This is a genomic window from Allobosea sp. 05T438 (genome assembly GCF_056396025.1).
In genome coordinates this window covers 17,322-32,298 of record NZ_JBFTKQ010000008.1, presented here as the reverse complement: position 1 = coordinate 32,298, position 14,977 = coordinate 17,322, and the positions used below count along the sequence as shown (strand labels likewise).

Annotated in this window: 13 protein-coding genes; 12 read left to right on the top strand and 1 reads right to left on the bottom strand. The window is 65.4% G+C overall.

The features are described 5' to 3' along the window. Position 1: 1 nt before the first annotated feature. The 4 genes from AC1DIN_RS17120 to xylA are packed head-to-tail and all read left to right on the top strand — an operon-like array spanning position 2 to position 5,008. On the top strand, positions 2 to 1,057 hold the full coding sequence (locus AC1DIN_RS17120) for a sugar phosphate isomerase/epimerase family protein (protein WP_476810652.1): 1,056 nt from the start codon (positions 2 to 4) through the stop codon (positions 1,055 to 1,057). Further along, on the top strand, positions 1,057 to 2,238 hold the full coding sequence (locus AC1DIN_RS17115; protein WP_476810651.1) for a Gfo/Idh/MocA family protein: 1,182 nt from the start codon (positions 1,057 to 1,059) through the stop codon (positions 2,236 to 2,238). The genes AC1DIN_RS17120 and AC1DIN_RS17115 overlap by 1 nt, the downstream gene beginning before the upstream one ends. Further along, positions 2,238 to 3,704, top strand: a complete 1,467-nt coding sequence (gene xylB / locus AC1DIN_RS17110; protein ID WP_476810650.1) for a xylulokinase — start codon at positions 2,238 to 2,240, stop codon at positions 3,702 to 3,704. Before AC1DIN_RS17115 ends, xylB begins: the two co-directional genes overlap by 1 nt. After that, positions 3,701 to 5,008, top strand: coding sequence for a xylose isomerase (gene xylA, locus AC1DIN_RS17105; RefSeq protein WP_476810649.1), 1,308 nt, complete (start codon positions 3,701 to 3,703; stop codon positions 5,006 to 5,008). Before xylB ends, xylA begins: the two co-directional genes overlap by 4 nt. 107 nt (positions 5,009 to 5,115) lie before the next feature. Here xylA and AC1DIN_RS17100 read toward each other — a convergent pair whose 3' ends face one another. Next, positions 5,116 to 6,048 carry a LysR substrate-binding domain-containing protein gene (locus AC1DIN_RS17100; protein ID WP_476810648.1) on the bottom strand — a complete coding sequence of 311 codons (933 nt, stop codon included), beginning with the start codon at positions 6,046 to 6,048 and terminating at the stop codon, positions 5,116 to 5,118. A gap of 156 nt (positions 6,049 to 6,204) precedes the next feature. Here AC1DIN_RS17100 and AC1DIN_RS17095 point away from each other — a divergent pair, with 156 nt between their 5' ends. From AC1DIN_RS17095 to AC1DIN_RS17060, 8 genes are all read left to right on the top strand, one after another. Continuing rightward, positions 6,205 to 7,161 (top strand): hydroxymethylglutaryl-CoA lyase, encoded by a 957-nt coding sequence (locus AC1DIN_RS17095; protein ID WP_476810647.1) that lies wholly within the window; start codon positions 6,205 to 6,207, stop codon positions 7,159 to 7,161. Next, entirely contained in the window at positions 7,161 to 8,417 is a 1,257-nt protein-coding gene (locus AC1DIN_RS17090; protein ID WP_476766747.1) for a CaiB/BaiF CoA transferase family protein, read from the top strand. The genes AC1DIN_RS17095 and AC1DIN_RS17090 overlap by 1 nt, the downstream gene beginning before the upstream one ends. Then, positions 8,414 to 9,136 (top strand): PIG-L deacetylase family protein, encoded by a 723-nt coding sequence (locus AC1DIN_RS17085; protein WP_476810646.1) that lies wholly within the window; start codon positions 8,414 to 8,416, stop codon positions 9,134 to 9,136. Before AC1DIN_RS17090 ends, AC1DIN_RS17085 begins: the two co-directional genes overlap by 4 nt. Further along, positions 9,133 to 9,831: a 4-carboxy-4-hydroxy-2-oxoadipate aldolase/oxaloacetate decarboxylase gene (locus tag AC1DIN_RS17080; protein ID WP_476810645.1), complete on the top strand. Its 699-nt coding sequence runs from the start codon at positions 9,133 to 9,135 to the stop codon at positions 9,829 to 9,831. The genes AC1DIN_RS17085 and AC1DIN_RS17080 overlap by 4 nt, the downstream gene beginning before the upstream one ends. A 101-nt stretch (positions 9,832 to 9,932) precedes the next feature. Continuing rightward, on the top strand, positions 9,933 to 10,994 hold the full coding sequence (locus AC1DIN_RS17075) for an ABC transporter substrate-binding protein (RefSeq protein ID WP_476810644.1): 1,062 nt from the start codon (positions 9,933 to 9,935) through the stop codon (positions 10,992 to 10,994). A gap of 28 nt (positions 10,995 to 11,022) precedes the next feature. Continuing rightward, entirely contained in the window at positions 11,023 to 12,780 is a 1,758-nt protein-coding gene (locus AC1DIN_RS17070; protein ID WP_441472699.1) for an ABC transporter permease, read from the top strand. Further along, positions 12,773 to 13,858, top strand: coding sequence for an ABC transporter ATP-binding protein (locus AC1DIN_RS17065; protein WP_476810643.1), 1,086 nt, complete (start codon positions 12,773 to 12,775; stop codon positions 13,856 to 13,858). Before AC1DIN_RS17070 ends, AC1DIN_RS17065 begins: the two co-directional genes overlap by 8 nt. A gap of 109 nt (positions 13,859 to 13,967) precedes the next feature. Beyond that, positions 13,968 to 14,828: a type 2 periplasmic-binding domain-containing protein gene (locus AC1DIN_RS17060; protein WP_476810642.1), complete on the top strand. Its 861-nt coding sequence runs from the start codon at positions 13,968 to 13,970 to the stop codon at positions 14,826 to 14,828. The last annotated feature ends 149 nt before the right edge of the window (positions 14,829 to 14,977 follow it).

The following is a 14,977-nucleotide window of genomic DNA, read 5'->3' as shown; positions in this document are numbered from 1 at the left end:
GATGAAGACGATCAAGGGGCCAGCCATCTTTCTTGCCCAGTTCGCGGGCGACGGGGCGCCATTCGACAGCCTGCCCGGCATCGCCCGCTGGGCGGCGGGGCACGGCTACAAGGGCGTCCAGATTCCCAGCTGGGACGCCAGGCTTTTCGACTTGCGCAAGGCGGCCGAAAGCAAGACCTACTGCGACGAGGTCAAGGGCGTCCTGGCCGAGGCGGGCGTCGAGCTGACCGAGCTGTCGACCCATCTCCAGGGCCAGCTCGTGGCTGTCCATCCCGCCTATGACCTCGCCTTCGACGGCTTCGCCGCGCCGGCAGTGCGCGGCAATCCGAAGGCCCGACAAGCATGGGCGGTCGAACAACTGCTGCTCGCAGCGCAGGCTTCGCACAATCTCGGGCTGACCGCCCATGCCACCTTCTCAGGAGGACTGGCCTGGCCCTTCGTCTATCCCTGGCCGCAGCGCCCGGCGGGGCTGGTCGAGACGGCGTTCGCCGAACTGGCGAAGCGTTGGCGCCCGATCCTCGACGCCTTCGACAAGGCCGGGGTCGATCTCTGTTACGAGATCCATCCCGGCGAGGATCTGCACGACGGTGTCACCTTCGAGATGTTCCTCGAGCAGGTCGGCAACCACCCGCGCTGCAACATCCTCTACGATCCCAGCCACTTCCTGCTGCAGCAGCTCGACTATCTCGCCTTCATCGACATCTATCGCGAGCGGATCCGGATGTTCCACGTGAAGGACGCCGAGTTCAATCCGAGTGGCCGGCAAGGCGTCTATTCCGGCTTCCAGCCCTGGGCACAGCGCGCCGGGCGCTTCCGCTCCCTGGGCGATGGTCAGGTCGATTTCGGCGGGATCTTTTCGAAGTTGACCCAATACGGCTTCGACGGCTGGGCCGTGCTCGAATGGGAGTGCTGCATCAAGGATTCCGAGCAAGGCGCAGCCGAAGGGGCCCCGTTCATCGCCAGCCACCTGATCAAGGCCGTGGAACGAGCCTTCGACGACTTCGCGGCCAGCGGCGTCGACGAGGCCACCAACCGCTTGCTGCTGGGGATCGGCTGATGGCAATCGAGGGCAAGAGCAACGGTACGGTGCGCCGCCGGCTGCGCCTCGGGATGGTGGGTGGCGGCCAGGGCGCTTTCATCGGAGCAGTGCATCGCATCGCCGCCCGGCTCGACGACCGCTACGAACTCGTGGCAGGGGCGCTTTCGTCGGACCCGGCCCGGGCTGCGGCGAGCGCAGCCGAACTCCACATCGCTCCCGAGCGCAGCTACGCAGACTTCGCCGAGATGGCCGAGCGGGAAGCTTCGCGGCAGGATGGCATCGACGTCGTCGCCATCGTCACGCCAAACCACATGCATGCCGGGCCAGCCTGCGCGTTCGCTGAGCGAGGCATCCATGTCATCTGCGACAAGCCCCTCGCCCATCGCAACGAGGATGCCGCAGCCATCGCTGCGGCGACGGCCCGAGGCGGCGGCCTGCTCTTCCTGACCCACAACTACACCGGCTATCCGATGGTCCGGCAGGCCCGCGAGATGGTGGAGTCGGGCGAGCTCGGCACGATCCGCGTCGTGCAGGCGGAATATCCGCAGGATTGGCTGACGACCCGGCTGGAGGAAACCGGCCAGAAGCAAGCGGCCTGGCGCACCGATCCGGCGCGCGCCGGCGCCGCCGGCGGCCTCGGCGATCTGGGGACCCACGCCTTCAATCTCGCCGAGTTCGTCAGCGGCCTCAGCTGCGAGGCTGTCGCGGCGCAACTGACATGCTTCGTCCCCGGCCGGAGGCTGGACGACGACGCGCAGTTGCTGCTGCGTTTCGCGGGCGGCGCGCGCGGAATGCTCTGGTCATCCCAGGTCGCGCCGGGCAACGAGAACGCACTGCGCTTGCGGATCTATGGCGACAAGGCCGGGCTTGAATGGGCGCAGGAAGAGCCCAATCGCCTGTTGTTCGCCCCCCATGGCGAGCCTCCCCGCACCATCCGGCGCGCCGGGGCCGGCGCCGGCACAGCAGCGGCCCATGCCAGCCGCATCCCCGCCGGGCACCCGGAGGGCTATCTCGAGGGCTTCGCGCAGCTCTATCGCGACGCGGCGGAGCAGATCTTCGCGCGATTGGAGAAGCGATCTCCCGATCCGGCCAGCATGCTGGTGCCGGGCATCGCCGCAGGTCTGCGTGGCATGGCCTTCATCGCCGCGGCGGTCGCCTCCAGCGCTGCGAACTCGGCCTGGAAACCCGTCGAGGCCTGATGCATATCGGGATCGACCTGGGGACTTCCGGCGTCAAGGCTGTGCTGACCGGCGAGGACGGCGGTCTCGTCGGGCATGCCACGGCCCCTCTGACCGTCGCCGCGCTGCAGCCGCTCTGGAGCGAGCAGCGACCGGCTGACTGGTGGGACGCCACCTGCCGAGCCACGGCCGAGCTCGCACGCAGCCATGACCTTTCCGGGGTGGGCGGGATCGGGCTCGCCGGCCAGATGCACGGTGCGGTGCTGCTGGACCGCGCCGGACAGGTGCTGCGCCCGGCCATCCTGTGGAACGACGGGCGCAGCGCGGCCGAATGCCACGAGCTGGAAGCGTCGGAGCCTAGAAGCCGTACCATCACGGGCAATCTCGCCATGCCTGGCTTCACGGCTCCGAAGCTGCTCTGGGTACGAAAGCACGAGCCCGAGCTATTCGCACAGATCGCCACCGTGCTCCTGCCCAAGGACTGGCTGCGGCGCGAGCTGACGGGGGAGCTCGCCTCGGACATGTCAGACGCCTCCGGCACGCTCTGGCTCGACACCGCCGCCCGGCGCTGGTCACCGGCGATGCTGGCAGCCTGCGGCCTCGACGAAACCCGGATGCCGCACCTCGTCGAAGGCACGCAGGTCTCGGGCAGGCTGCAGCCGGGCGCTGCCCGCGCTCTCGGCCTGCCGGCCGGTATCCCCGTTGCCGGCGGCGGCGGCGACAATGCGGCGGGGGCGCTCGGCATCGGCTGCGTCCATCCCGGCAACGCCTTGCTCTCGCTCGGCACCTCCGGCGTCATTTTCGTCAGCGATTCCGGCCATGTGGCCGATCCGGAGCGGACGGTGCACGCCTTCTGCCATTGCGTGCCGCAGACTTGGCATCGCATGTCCGTCACCCTCTCTGCCGCGGCCTCGCTCGCCTGGCTGTCCCGGCTGCTCGGCGCCGATGAAGCCAGCCTGCTGCGCGAGGCGGAAAGCGCGCCGGCGCAGGAGCGGCTGGTCTTCCTGCCCTATCTTTCGGGCGAACGGACCCCGCATAACGATCCGGCCGCAGCCGGCGTCTTCTTCGGTCTTTCCGGCGAAACCGGCCGTGCCGCGCTGACGCGCGCCGTTCTGGAGGGGGTTGCCTTCGCCCTCGCCGACGGCCTCGACGCGCTCGAGGCGCGCGGCGGGCCGATCGCGGAGCTCACCGCGATCGGCGGCGGCGCACGCAGCCCATTCTGGCTGGGGCTCCTGGCGAGCGTGCTCGGCCGCCCCCTGCACACCGTCGCCGGCAGCGAGGTCGGTCCGGCGCTCGGAGCCGCGCGCCTGGCGCGGGTCGCGGCCGGCGATGCCAGCCTAGCGGATGCCGCGGCGCGTCCGCCGGTGACCGCGCGGTACGCGCCGGAGCCCGGGCTTGCGGAAGCGCTGTCACGGCGCCGCGCGATCTATCGTTCTCTCTACCCCACCCTTCATCGGCTCTTCGCGGATACGGGACGCATATCATGACCGTCTTCGACCAACTCCCATACATCCGCTTCGTCGGCTCCGAAGCGAGCGATCCCTTCGCCCTGCGTTACTACGACAAGAACCGGCAGGTGCTGGGGCGCAGCATGGAAGACTGGCTGTCCCCGGCCGTCGCCTACTGGCATTCCTTTGTCGCCAACGGCCTCGACCCCTTCGGCGGACCGACCCTGGAACGGCCCTGGTTCTCCGGTGCCCCGCTCGAGGCCGCTCTCGACAAGGCCGACGCGGCCTTCGCCTTCCTCGAACGCCTCGGCCTGCCATTCTTCTGCTTCCACGACCGCGACGTCGCGCCGGAAGGCGAAAGCCTGCGCCAGAGCAACGCCATGCTCGACCGCGTGCTGGAGCGTGTCGAGGCGCATATGCAGCGGACCGGCATCAGGCTGCTCTGGGGCACCGCCAACCTGTTCAGCCATCCCCGCTACATGGCCGGCGCGGCCACGAATCCCGACCCCGACGTGTTCGTCTTCGCCGCCGGCCAGGTGAAGCATGCGCTGGAGGCGACGCAGCGGCTCGGCGGCCGAAACTACGTGCTCTGGGGCGGGCGCGAGGGCTATGACACCTTGCTGAACACCGATCTCGCCCGCGAGGACGCCCAACTCGGCCGCTTCCTCAACCTCGTCGTCGAGCATAAGCATCGCATCGGCTTCAAGGGCACGATCCTGATCGAGCCGAAGCCGATGGAGCCGACCAAGCATCAGTACGATCGCGACGTCGCGACGGTCTACGGCTTCCTTGCCCGGCACAAGCTGCTGGGCGAAGTGAAGCTCAACATCGAGGCCAACCACGCGACGCTGGCGGGTCACTCCTTCGAGCATGAGATCGCGACGGCTGCGGCGTTCGGCCTGCTCGGCTCGATCGACATGAATCGCGGCGACCCACAGAACGGCTGGGACACCGACCAATTCCCCAACAATGCCCAGGATCTTTCGCTGGCGATGCTGGAGATCGTCAGGCATGGCGGCCTGGGCAATGGCGGCTTCAACTTCGACGCCAAAATCCGCCGTCAGAGCGTCGACGTCGCGGATTTGCTGCACGCCCATGTCGGCGGCATCGACACGATGGCGCGCGCGCTGCTGATCGCGGAGCGAATCGTGCAGGACGGGACGCTCGATGCGCAGCGGGAGGCACGCTATGCCGGCTGGTCCGGCGCCGAAGGACAGAAGATCCTCGCAGGCGAGACTGCCTTGAGTGCTCTGGCAGCGCGCGCCGAAGCAAGCGGCGCCGGCCCATCGCCGAGGAGCGGCCGGCAGGAAGCGCTGGAAAATCTGGTCGCGCGGCTGGCCTGACAGAACAGCCGCCGTTCATGGCAGGGCAGGCGGCCCGGCATTCTCCGCCGCCGCCTAAATTCGGGGCGCAACAGGACGAAAGGCAGCGCCTGCCATTCCGACACTGCTCAACCTGGGATTGGCTTCATTAGATCATCGGAACCTGCGTCACGAACCTCTTCGACGAGTCGAAGGAAGCGCTCCGCGAGAGGCGCCGGCTTGTTCAAGGTCCTCGCCAAGGCGATTCCGGTATTCGCATCGCGCGCACGTAGCTCGCGATGACCAACTCCGGGCAAGCCTCTGGTGGCGTAGACCCGCGGCAGGATGGCGACACCGAGCCCCGCGCCGACGAAGCCGAGCAACGCGCCGCCGTCACTGCTCTGCTGCACCACCCGTGGGACGAAACCGGCGCCTTTGCAGAGCGCCAGCGTATGCTCGAACAAGCCGCTGCCGACCTGCCGCTTGAACGTGACGAAGGCCTCATCCGCAAGAGCCTCCAGGTCGACCGCGCCATCGCTGCGAGAAAGCGGATGGTCGGCCGAGAAGAAAATCTCGAGCCTGTCGCGCCATAACTCGATCATCTGGATGTTCCGCAACGGCGAACTTGGCATTAGCGGGCGCAAAAAACCGAGATCGAGCTGATCATTCGCCAGCATCTCAAGCTGCGTCCCGGTCGGCAGATGAGACATGTCGAGGACGACATCGGGATAGCGCTGGCGGAACGCTCTCAGGATGCGCGGGAACATTTCGTGCATTGAAACCGACGCCAGGAAGCCGATGCGGAGCCGACCAGCTTCACCGCGCCCGGCGGATTTTGCCAAGGCGAGAGTGTTGTTGAATCGATCGAGGAGATCCCGGAGGGGCTCCAGCAGGAATTTACCGGCCATCGTCAACTCGACGCCCTGCGCGGAACGATGGAACAGCGTCGTTCCGAGCTCTTGCTCAAGGTCGCGAATCTGGCTGCTCAGCGGGGGCTGGCTGATGTTCAGCCGCTCTGCCGCGCGACGAAAGCTTGCTTCCTCCGCCACCGCGAGAAAGTAGCGGACATGCCGAATTTCCATGGACACCTGCCTCGATGACGTCGGCCGAGTGATACGTACAAGCTTTCACACGGCACCTCAAAATATATTGGACGATATCGCTCCCGATACGCAAATTGGCGGCAATCAACAGGCGGCGCCTCTGGCCGCTGAGAAATTCGGGAGGTTTTCGGGGTTATGGCTGATCTTCCAGCCTCCATCGAGATACACGAGGAAGGCCCGCGCGAGGGCTTTCAGATCGAGCCGGGTCCGATCGCAACAGCCGACAAGGTTCGGCTGATCGAGGCGCTTGCCGAGACCGGCCTCAAGCGCATCCAGGTCTGCTCTTTCGTCAATCCGCGGGTCGTCCCCGGCTGGGCCGACGCCGACCAAGTCGTCGCCCAGATGAAGCCGAAGGACGGCGTCAGCTACACGGCGCTGTGGTTCAACGAGAAAGGTCTCGACCGAGCGCTCGCAGCCGGTGACAGGCTCACGCTCTACGGCTCGATCTCGCTGACRGCTTCGGAAGCTTTCACGCGCAAGAATCTCAATCGCAGCCACGCTGAACAGGTCGAGGCCAGCCGCAAGCAGACGGCTCTCCACATCGCCCGCGGTGTCCCGGTCAAGCGGGTCGGCGTGATGGCTGCCTTCGGCTGCAATTATCAGGGAGACGTGCCGCGCGAGCGGGTAATCGCGACCCTGAAGGATGGCTTTGCCGTGGCCGCCGAAGCCGGTGTCGAGATCGAGCGTATTTCCCTGTCGGATACGATGGGCTGGGCGACGCCGCCGCGCGTCGAGGCGCTTGTCGGCGAGGTTCGATCGGAATGGCCGGACAAGCGCATCACGCTCCATCTCCATGACACCCGCGGCCTGGCGGTAGCAAACGCCTATGCAGGCCTGAAAATGGGTGTCGATTTCTTCGACTCCACGGTCGGAGGACTCGGCGGCTGCCCCTTTGCGGGCCAGAAGGGCGCGGCCGGCAACATCAGCACAGAGGAACTCGTCCTTCTCTGCCACGAAATCGGCGTCGAGACGGGCGTCGACCTGGATGCCCTGATCGAGGTGGGGCGGATGGCCGAGGCCATCGTCGGCCACACCCTCCCCAGCGAACTGATCCATGCCGGTTCGCTCGATGCGCTGCGAGGTTCCGCCTGATGTCCGCCAAGCCGTTGCGAGGGCTCAAGGTCCTCGAATTCAGCCATATGATCATGGGGCCGACGGCGGGCCTCCTGCTCGCCGATCTCGGTGCCGATGTCGTCAAAATCGAGCCAGCGCCGGAAGGCGACCACACCCGCAGCCTGCCGGGCTTTGGCGCTGGATTCTTTCCGGGCTTCAACCGCAACAAGCGCAGCTTCGCGGTCGACCTGAAGAGCGCGGAGGGGCGCAAGACCGTTCATCGCCTCGCCGCCGACGCGGATGTCGTCATCGAAAACTACGGTCCGGGAACGATGGAGCGGCTGGGCTGCGGCTACGAAGACCTGAGAACCGTCAATCCACGTCTGCTCTATCTTGCCTTGAAAGGCTTTCTTGCGGGTCCCTACGAGAAGCGGCCAGCGCTCGACGAGGTCATCCAGTTCCAGACCGGCCTCGCCTATATGACCGGCCCGCCTGGGCGACCGCTTCGGGCCGGTTCGTCGATCACTGACATATTGGGCGGAATCTTCGGGGTCACCGCCGTCCTGGCAGCACTGCCGGAGCGCGATCGCACCGGCAAGGGGCAGAAGATCGGCAGTGCCCTGTTCGAAACCGGGGCCTTCCTGATGCTGACGCACATGGCGGGTTTTGCCGCGACGGGCAACGATCCCCGCCCGATGCCGATTAGGCACGGGGCGTGGGCCATCTACAACGTGTTCGACGTCGCCGGCGATGAGCAGGTCTTCATCGGCGTGACCAGCAATATGCAATGGAGCCGCTTCATCGAGATGTTCGGCCTGCAGGAACTCGCCGGCGATCCGCGCCTGGCGACCAATGCGTTGCGCAATGCCGAGCGGAGCTGGCTGCTGCCACGCATTCAGGAAGCCCTCCTCCCACATGACCGGGCAATGGTCGAGGAACGCTGCGTAGCGGCATCGATCCCCTTCGCGCCCGTCGGCAAGCCCACCGATCTCTTCGCCGACGCGCATCTGACCGCCAGCGGAGGCTTGCTCGATGTCGCCGTGACCAAGCTCACCGGGGATATCGAGACCTTCGGCCTGCCTGCCCTGCCCGTCGGTTTCAATGGCGAGCGCCCCGGCATCGAGCGCCAGCCGCCAAAGCTCGGCGAGCATACCGCCGAGATCCTGGCAGAGATCGGCTACACGCCCCACGAGATCGCCCGCATGAACCAGGCGGGTGTGATCGCAGGCGCCGAACTCAGCTCGCTTTTGTCTTCAGCCGATCCAAGCGGAACAGCATTGGGGAACGAGATATGACGGCGCCTGCAAGCGGTTTGGTGGTCAGCGCCCACCCCGGCGATTTCGTATGGCGCGCCGGCGGCGCGATTGCCCTGCATGCCCGCCGAGGTGTGCGCATGAAGATCGTCTGCCTTTCCTTCGGCGAGCGCGGCGAAAGTCAGGGCGCATGGAAACAACCGGGCATGACGCTCGAAGCTTGCAAACGCGCGCGTCAGGTCGAGGCCGAGGCTGCTGCGGCGGTTCTCGGCGCCGAGATCGAGTTTTTCGACGCCGGCGATTACCCGCTGCATCTGACCTCGGCCATGCTCGATCGGATGATCGACATCTATCGTGAACTCAAGCCCTCCTTCGTGCTCACGCACGCAGATGCCGACCCTTACAATGTCGACCATCCAGAGGCCGCCCGCTTTGCCCGCGAGGCCCGCATCGTGGCGCAGGCGGCCGGTCACAAGCCGGGCCCATCGGTCAGCTACAATGCACCTCAGCTCTACGCCTTTGAACCGCATCAGCCCGAGCAATGTGGCTTCCGGCCCGACCGCATTCTCAACATCACCGACGTCTGGGAGGTGAAACGCAAGGCCTTCGAGGCGCTGCCGGCCCAGCGGCATCTTTGGGACTACTATGAGCGCGTGGCCCTCAATCGCGGCATGCAGGGTGGGCGCAACTCCGGGCAGCCGATGACCTATGGCGAGGCCTACAGTTCCGCATATCCCGAGGCTGTGGAGGCCTTCGCATGAGTGAACTCGGCGTCGTCGTCACCGATATCGAACGCGCCGACGGAGCAGTCATCGACGAACTCGGCACGTGTGGCGTCGCCACGTCGCATGAGGCAGCCGGCCGTGTGCCGGGCTTGATGGACCCGTCGATGAGGCCGATCTTTGCCGGGGCCTCGATCGCCGGCTCCGCGGTGACGGTCCTCGCACAGCCCGGCGACAACTGGATGCTGCATGTCGCCGTCGAGCAATGCGAGCCCGGCGACATCCTCGTGGTCGCCTGCACTGTCGCAAATACCGACGGGATGTTCGGCGATCTGCTTGCGACCTCCCTTCGGGCTCGCGGCGTGAGAGGGCTGGTCATCGACGCCGGCGTCCGCGACGTGAGCTCGCTGACGGACATGGGATTCCCGGTCTGGTCCCGCGCGATCTCCGCACGCGGCACGGTGAAGGCGACGCTGGGATCGGTGAACGTTCCGGTGGTCTGCGCCGGTACCCAGGTACAGCCCGGCGATGTTGTCGTGGCCGATGACGACGGGGTCCTGGTGTTGCCGCGTCCGCGCGCCGAAGCAGTGCTCATTGCGGCCCGCAAACGTATCGCCGGCGAGTGCGAAAGACGTGCCCGCCTCGCGGCCGGTGAACTGGGCCTCGATATCTACGCGATGAGACCTGCACTCGAGCGGGCAGGCCTGAAATACGTTTCCGCGAAGGAGCGATAAGCTCACCGATCCGACTAGACATCTCCAACGATAAAAAAACGGGAGGATGACCAATGATGGACAGACGTTGTTTCTTGCAGATGGGTGCAGCCGGACTGGCCATGTCCACGACCAGGGCTACGGCGCAGAGCGCAGCTGCGAACTATCCGCCTGATTATGCGAAGATCATCGAGGCATCGCGTGGCGAGCCGGATCTGATCGCCTATTCGAATATGTCGCCGGGCCAATGGCGCCCGACGCTTGAGGCCTTCAAGGCGGCGTATCCCTGGATCTCCGTCCAGACATTGGACATCAACGCCAACGAGGCGATGGAGCGCTACTTCGCGGAATCCGCGACCGGGAGCCGCACGGCGGATCTCATCGTCACCGTGGCGCCCGACGCCTGGATCGACATGATCGATCGCAAGCAGATCCTGGCCTACGCGTCGCCCGAGGCCAGTGCCTATCCGGTCTGGAGTCTGCCGAGCCCGGGGCTCTATACCGCCGCGCTCGACCCGCTCGTCTTCCTCTGGAACAAGGCGCTTCTGCCCGAGAAGCTCTGGCCGACCAGTTTCGCCGACCTTGTCGAGAAGGTGAAGGCCAACCCGGGCATATTTCGCCGCAAGCTGACGAGCTACAGCGCCAACCTGACGTCCTACGGCTACAATGCCCACTACTTTTTCGCCAAGCATCATGGCGACAAGGTCTGGGACTGGTACCGCACGCTCGGGCCGGAGACGCGGTTCGAACGCTCGGCTGGTCCGATGGTCGAGAAGGTGACCACCGGCGAATACGTCCTGGCCTATTTCTGCGGATCGTCGGCCGCCCGCACCGCGGTCCGCGATCCGGCACGCGCGCGCATTGTCGGCATGAGCTACATCAGCGATGGCACGCCGATGGTCTTCCGCGGCCTCGGCATTCCCATCAAGTCGGCCCGTCCAAATTCGGCGAAGCTGCTCCTCGACTTCATGCTGTCGGAGACCGGGCAGAGGGCGCTGGCGGCAGGCTCGCGCACGCCCGTCAGACCGTCTGTCACGTCAGAGAGCGTCGGCGGCGCCGAGACCTTCTCGCAGATCGAAAGGGAAATCGGCTCGGGAAATACGATCCTGGTCAACTACGACCGCGGTCTGGTGAGCGATCACGAATCCTTCGTGCGGAAATGGCGCGAAGCCAACCGCGCTTGACCGACGGTACGAAACGAATGGAACCGTCATGAGCCACCTAGACATCCCCGTGTTCGACGCACGCGCGATGCAGCGCCGGACCGGACTCGCATCGGGACTGGCGAACCACCCCGCGCGCAGCGTCATCCTGCAATATGTCATCGCCGTCATGGCGTTGGTCCTGGTCGCAGGGCCGATCCTGCCGCTGTTGTACCAGTCCGTGCTGGACCGGCCGCTCTACGACGATCAGGCGCAGCTCAGCATCAAGAACTACTTTGACCTGTTCGGCTCGGAAGGCTTCGGCACGATCATCTACAACACGCTGGTCTTCGCCTTCATTTCGACGGTCGTGTCGCAGTTCTTGGGCGTCGTCAGCGCCGTCCTGATCGGCCGCACGAACGTGCCGGGGAGGCGCCTCTTCGGCAGCATGCTGCTTTGGCCCTTGTTCATCTCCCATCTCATCCTGTCGTTCGGATGGTTCCTGATGTACGGACCGGCCGGTTACATCACCCTGTGGGTGCAGGGGATTGTCGGCGAGCAGCCTTGGAACCTGTATTCGCTGGGCGGCATGGCGCTCGTCGCCGGCATCTCGCAATCACCGCTGGCGGCGCTCTATTGCCTGGGCTCGACCAAGCTCGCCGATCCCGCCCTCGAAGACGCAGCACGCAGCTGCGGCGCGGGTGCGGTGCGCACGCTTGTCTCGATCACCTTGCCGCTGCTCACGCCGGCGATCCTCTATGGCAGCGTGCTCAGCTTCACCAGCTCCCTGGAGATGCTGTCGATCCCCCTCATCTTCGGCGAGCCGGGCGGCATCACGCTTCTGACGACCTATCTCTATTCGCAGGGAGTGGCGGCCCCGCGCCCGAACTACGGCCTGGTTGCGACGGCCGCGACGCTTCTCCTGATCATCGTGTCCATCCTCGTCTTCCTGCAAGGACGGATGCTGCGCAATGCGCGCCGTTACGTCACCGTCGGCGGCAAGGCATCGCGCAAGCGGCTCTTCGATCTCGGCGCGATGCGCTGGATCGCCTTCGGCTTCCTCTTCACCTACACGACTCTGTTCATCGTGCTTCCCCTCGGGGTGCTCGTGCTGCGCGCCTTTACGCGCTTCCTCAGCCCGCTCGTACCGCTCGCGGACGTCCTGACGCTCGACAATTTCGGCGCGGTCTTCTCATCGGAGGCCAATCTCCGGGCAATCGGCAATACCCTCGTCATCGCGATCGTCGGCAGCGCTGTCGCGATTGCCTTCATCGCCGCCTTGACCCTCGTCGTTCACCGCTCCGACTTCCAATTCCGGCGCGCGCTTGAATATGTCGCACTGTTCCCGCGCGCGATCCCGGGCCTGATCGCCGGCATCGGCTTCTTCTATGCGATGGTCTTCATCCCGCCGCTCGGCTGGCTCCGCAACAGCATCGTCGTCCTGATGGTGGCCTATACGATGCGCTATATCCCCACTGCCTTCGCGAGCCTCTCGCCTGCCCTCCTGCAGATCGGCCCGGACCTGGACCGCGCTGCCCGCGTCGTCGGCGCGGACTGGCTGACGGCGGTCCGGGCGATCATCCTGCGCCTCATCAAGCCGGCGATATTCTCGGGCTTCGCGATCCTCTTCATCCATTTCCTGAAAGAATACTCGATCGCCATCTTCCTGATCGCGCCCGGCAGCGAGGTCATCGGAACGACGCTCCTGCAATACTGGGTCCTCGGCGAGATGGGCACATTGTCGGCTCTGGCGACGGTCCAGATCCTGCTGACAGTGCTGTTCATCTTCGCTGCGCGGACGCTCTTCAAGGTCAAGCTTTATGACTGAGCTCATCATCCAAGGACTGACCAAGCGCTTCGGCGACGTCACGGCCCTCAGCGACTTCAATCTTCACATCGCCGATGGCGAGTTCGTGACCCTTCTCGGCCCATCGGGCTGCGGCAAGTCGACGACCCTTGCAGCGGTTGCGGGACTCGACCAGCCAACGGAGGGCTCGATCAGCACCAGCGAGACTGTGCTGTTCGATGGGCAAAACGGCTTTTCCCTGCCGGCGGAGCAGCGCAATTTTGGGCTCGTCTTCCAGTCCTATGCGTTGTGGCCCCATATGAGCGTGCGCGACAATGTCGCCTTTCCGCTCAAGCTCAGGAGAGTCAGGGGCGCCGAGCGGGATCAGCGGGTTTCCCAGGCGCTCTCCCTCGTGGAAATGGAAAGCTATGCCGATCGCTATCCGCATGAGCTTTCCGGCGGACAGCAGCAGCGCGTCGCCCTCGCCCGCACGCTGGTCTACAAGCCGGACGTCCTGCTCCTCGACGAACCGCTCTCCAATCTTGACGCCAAGCTGCGCGAACGCGCTCGCGTCTGGCTCGGCCAACTCAAGGATCAGGTCCGGCTGACCACGATCTATGTCACCCATGACCAGAGCGAGGCGCTGGCGCTCAGCGACCGGATCGTGGTCATGAACAAGGGCCGCATCGTCCAGATCGGCACCCCGCAGGAGATCTACGCCAGCCCCGCCGACCCGTTCGTGGCAGACTTCATCGGCACCAGCAGCTTCTTCCCGGGCCGGATCGTCGGGAACGACACCGCCAACGGCAACGTCGTAAGCATCGGCGAGGACCAGTTCCTGCGCCTGAAGAGCCACAGGAATCTGCCGCTCGAAAGTTCGGTTCGCATTTCGGTTCGCCCGGACAGGATGCGGTTGCTGCAATCGAAGGAACAGCGACCGGACGAGGATGGTGCAGTTCTGTCGGCGCGCGTGCTGTCCTGCAGCTATCTGGGCGCCCGCTTCCAATACGAGCTCGAGGTCGCCGGATCGATCGCGAAGGTGGAATCGCACGCCGACGTCGCGTCCTCGAAAGTTTATCTCTGGGTCCCCTCGGACGGAGCCGTGTTGTTCGCGGCATAGGATCGATCGCGAAACCAGCCTCGTGCACGCGCGCAGCTCGACCTAGCAACCCAGCGTTCAAACGGGAGTCCAGACAATCATGATCTCCACATCATCGCGGTCGCGGCCCGTGCTGAAAGCGCTGTTGGATGACACGCCGCGCACCAAGGCGCTCAAGAGCGGCGCGCTGCGCTCCGACATGTTCGACATTTCCTATGTCCAGGCCCGGCCGATCCAGGACGGCTTCAAGCAATTCCTCAACGACCCCGGTTTCGCATTCGGCGAACTCGCCCTGGTGACCTTCCTGCAGGCGTATGAGGCCGGTTTGCCTCTCAGCCTGCTGCCGGTCACGCTCAACCACCGCGTTCAGCACCCCGCCCTCGTCCACGACCAGCGCCGGGGGAACCTTTCTCCCACGCAGCTCGCCGGCAAGCGCATCGGCGTCAGAGCCTATGCGCAAACCAGCCCCGCCTGGGTCCGCGGCCTGCTTGATGAACTTTGGGACGTCCCGGCGGACGCCATCGAATGGGTCACGGTCGAGGAGCCGCATCTGCCCTCGGCCAATCCTCCGGCGACGGTCCGGCGCGCTCCGGCCGCACCCGGACTTCGAGAGATGCTGCTGACGGGAGAGCTCGATGCCGCGCTCCTCGTGCCCAACGAACGTGCCGGGCTCAACTCCGTCATCGACGATGGCCTGCCTCGCGATCCCGAGGCCTGGCATCGGCGCTTCGGCTATTACCAGATCAACCATGTCGCGGTCGTATCCGACCAGCTCGTCGCGGATGAGCCGGACGCGGTTCGGGAGATCCTGAGGCTCCTCGCGCGGAGCGCAGATGCCGCTCCGGGAGACCCGGATACACCGAACATCAATGGAGCCGCAACAATGCAATCATCCCTTGAAAAGATGATGGCATACTGCCTTCGACAGGGAATTACGTCTGAACGCTACGCGGTCGACAGTCTCTATAAGGACGTTATGAAACTGATTTGAGAATAATAGCCTGGCGATGGGCAAAGGCGGTTCGCCTGTCCGTAAATCGGGGCCGAGGCACGACATCCGTCCTTCTTGCGGCTCAGGATGCCCGAGAAATGGCACGCGGCCCGGATCGATTTCCGGGGGCAGGACGACGCCGTAGCGCG

Bases quoted from the DNA above. Each gene is read 5' to 3' on its own strand.
- xylB (WP_476810650.1), top strand. From the start codon at position 2,238: ATGCATATCGGGATCGACCTGGGGACTTCCGGCGTCAAGGCTGTGCTG.
- AC1DIN_RS17070 (WP_441472699.1), top strand. From the start codon at position 11,023: ATGAGCCACCTAGACATCCCCGTGTTCGACGCACGCGCGATGCAGCGC.
- xylA (WP_476810649.1), top strand. From the start codon at position 3,701: ATGACCGTCTTCGACCAACTCCCATACATCCGCTTCGTCGGCTCCGAA.
- AC1DIN_RS17100 (WP_476810648.1), bottom strand. From the start codon at position 6,048: ATGGAAATTCGGCATGTCCGCTACTTTCTCGCGGTGGCGGAGGAAGCA.
- AC1DIN_RS17080 (WP_476810645.1), top strand. From the start codon at position 9,133: ATGAGTGAACTCGGCGTCGTCGTCACCGATATCGAACGCGCCGACGGA.
- AC1DIN_RS17090 (WP_476766747.1), top strand. From the start codon at position 7,161: ATGTCCGCCAAGCCGTTGCGAGGGCTCAAGGTCCTCGAATTCAGCCAT.
- AC1DIN_RS17065 (WP_476810643.1), top strand. From the start codon at position 12,773: ATGACTGAGCTCATCATCCAAGGACTGACCAAGCGCTTCGGCGACGTC.
- AC1DIN_RS17115 (WP_476810651.1), top strand. From the start codon at position 1,057: ATGGCAATCGAGGGCAAGAGCAACGGTACGGTGCGCCGCCGGCTGCGC.
- AC1DIN_RS17085 (WP_476810646.1), top strand. From the start codon at position 8,414: ATGACGGCGCCTGCAAGCGGTTTGGTGGTCAGCGCCCACCCCGGCGAT.
- AC1DIN_RS17120 (WP_476810652.1), top strand. From the start codon at position 2: ATGAAGACGATCAAGGGGCCAGCCATCTTTCTTGCCCAGTTCGCGGGC.
- AC1DIN_RS17075 (WP_476810644.1), top strand. From the start codon at position 9,933: ATGTCCACGACCAGGGCTACGGCGCAGAGCGCAGCTGCGAACTATCCG.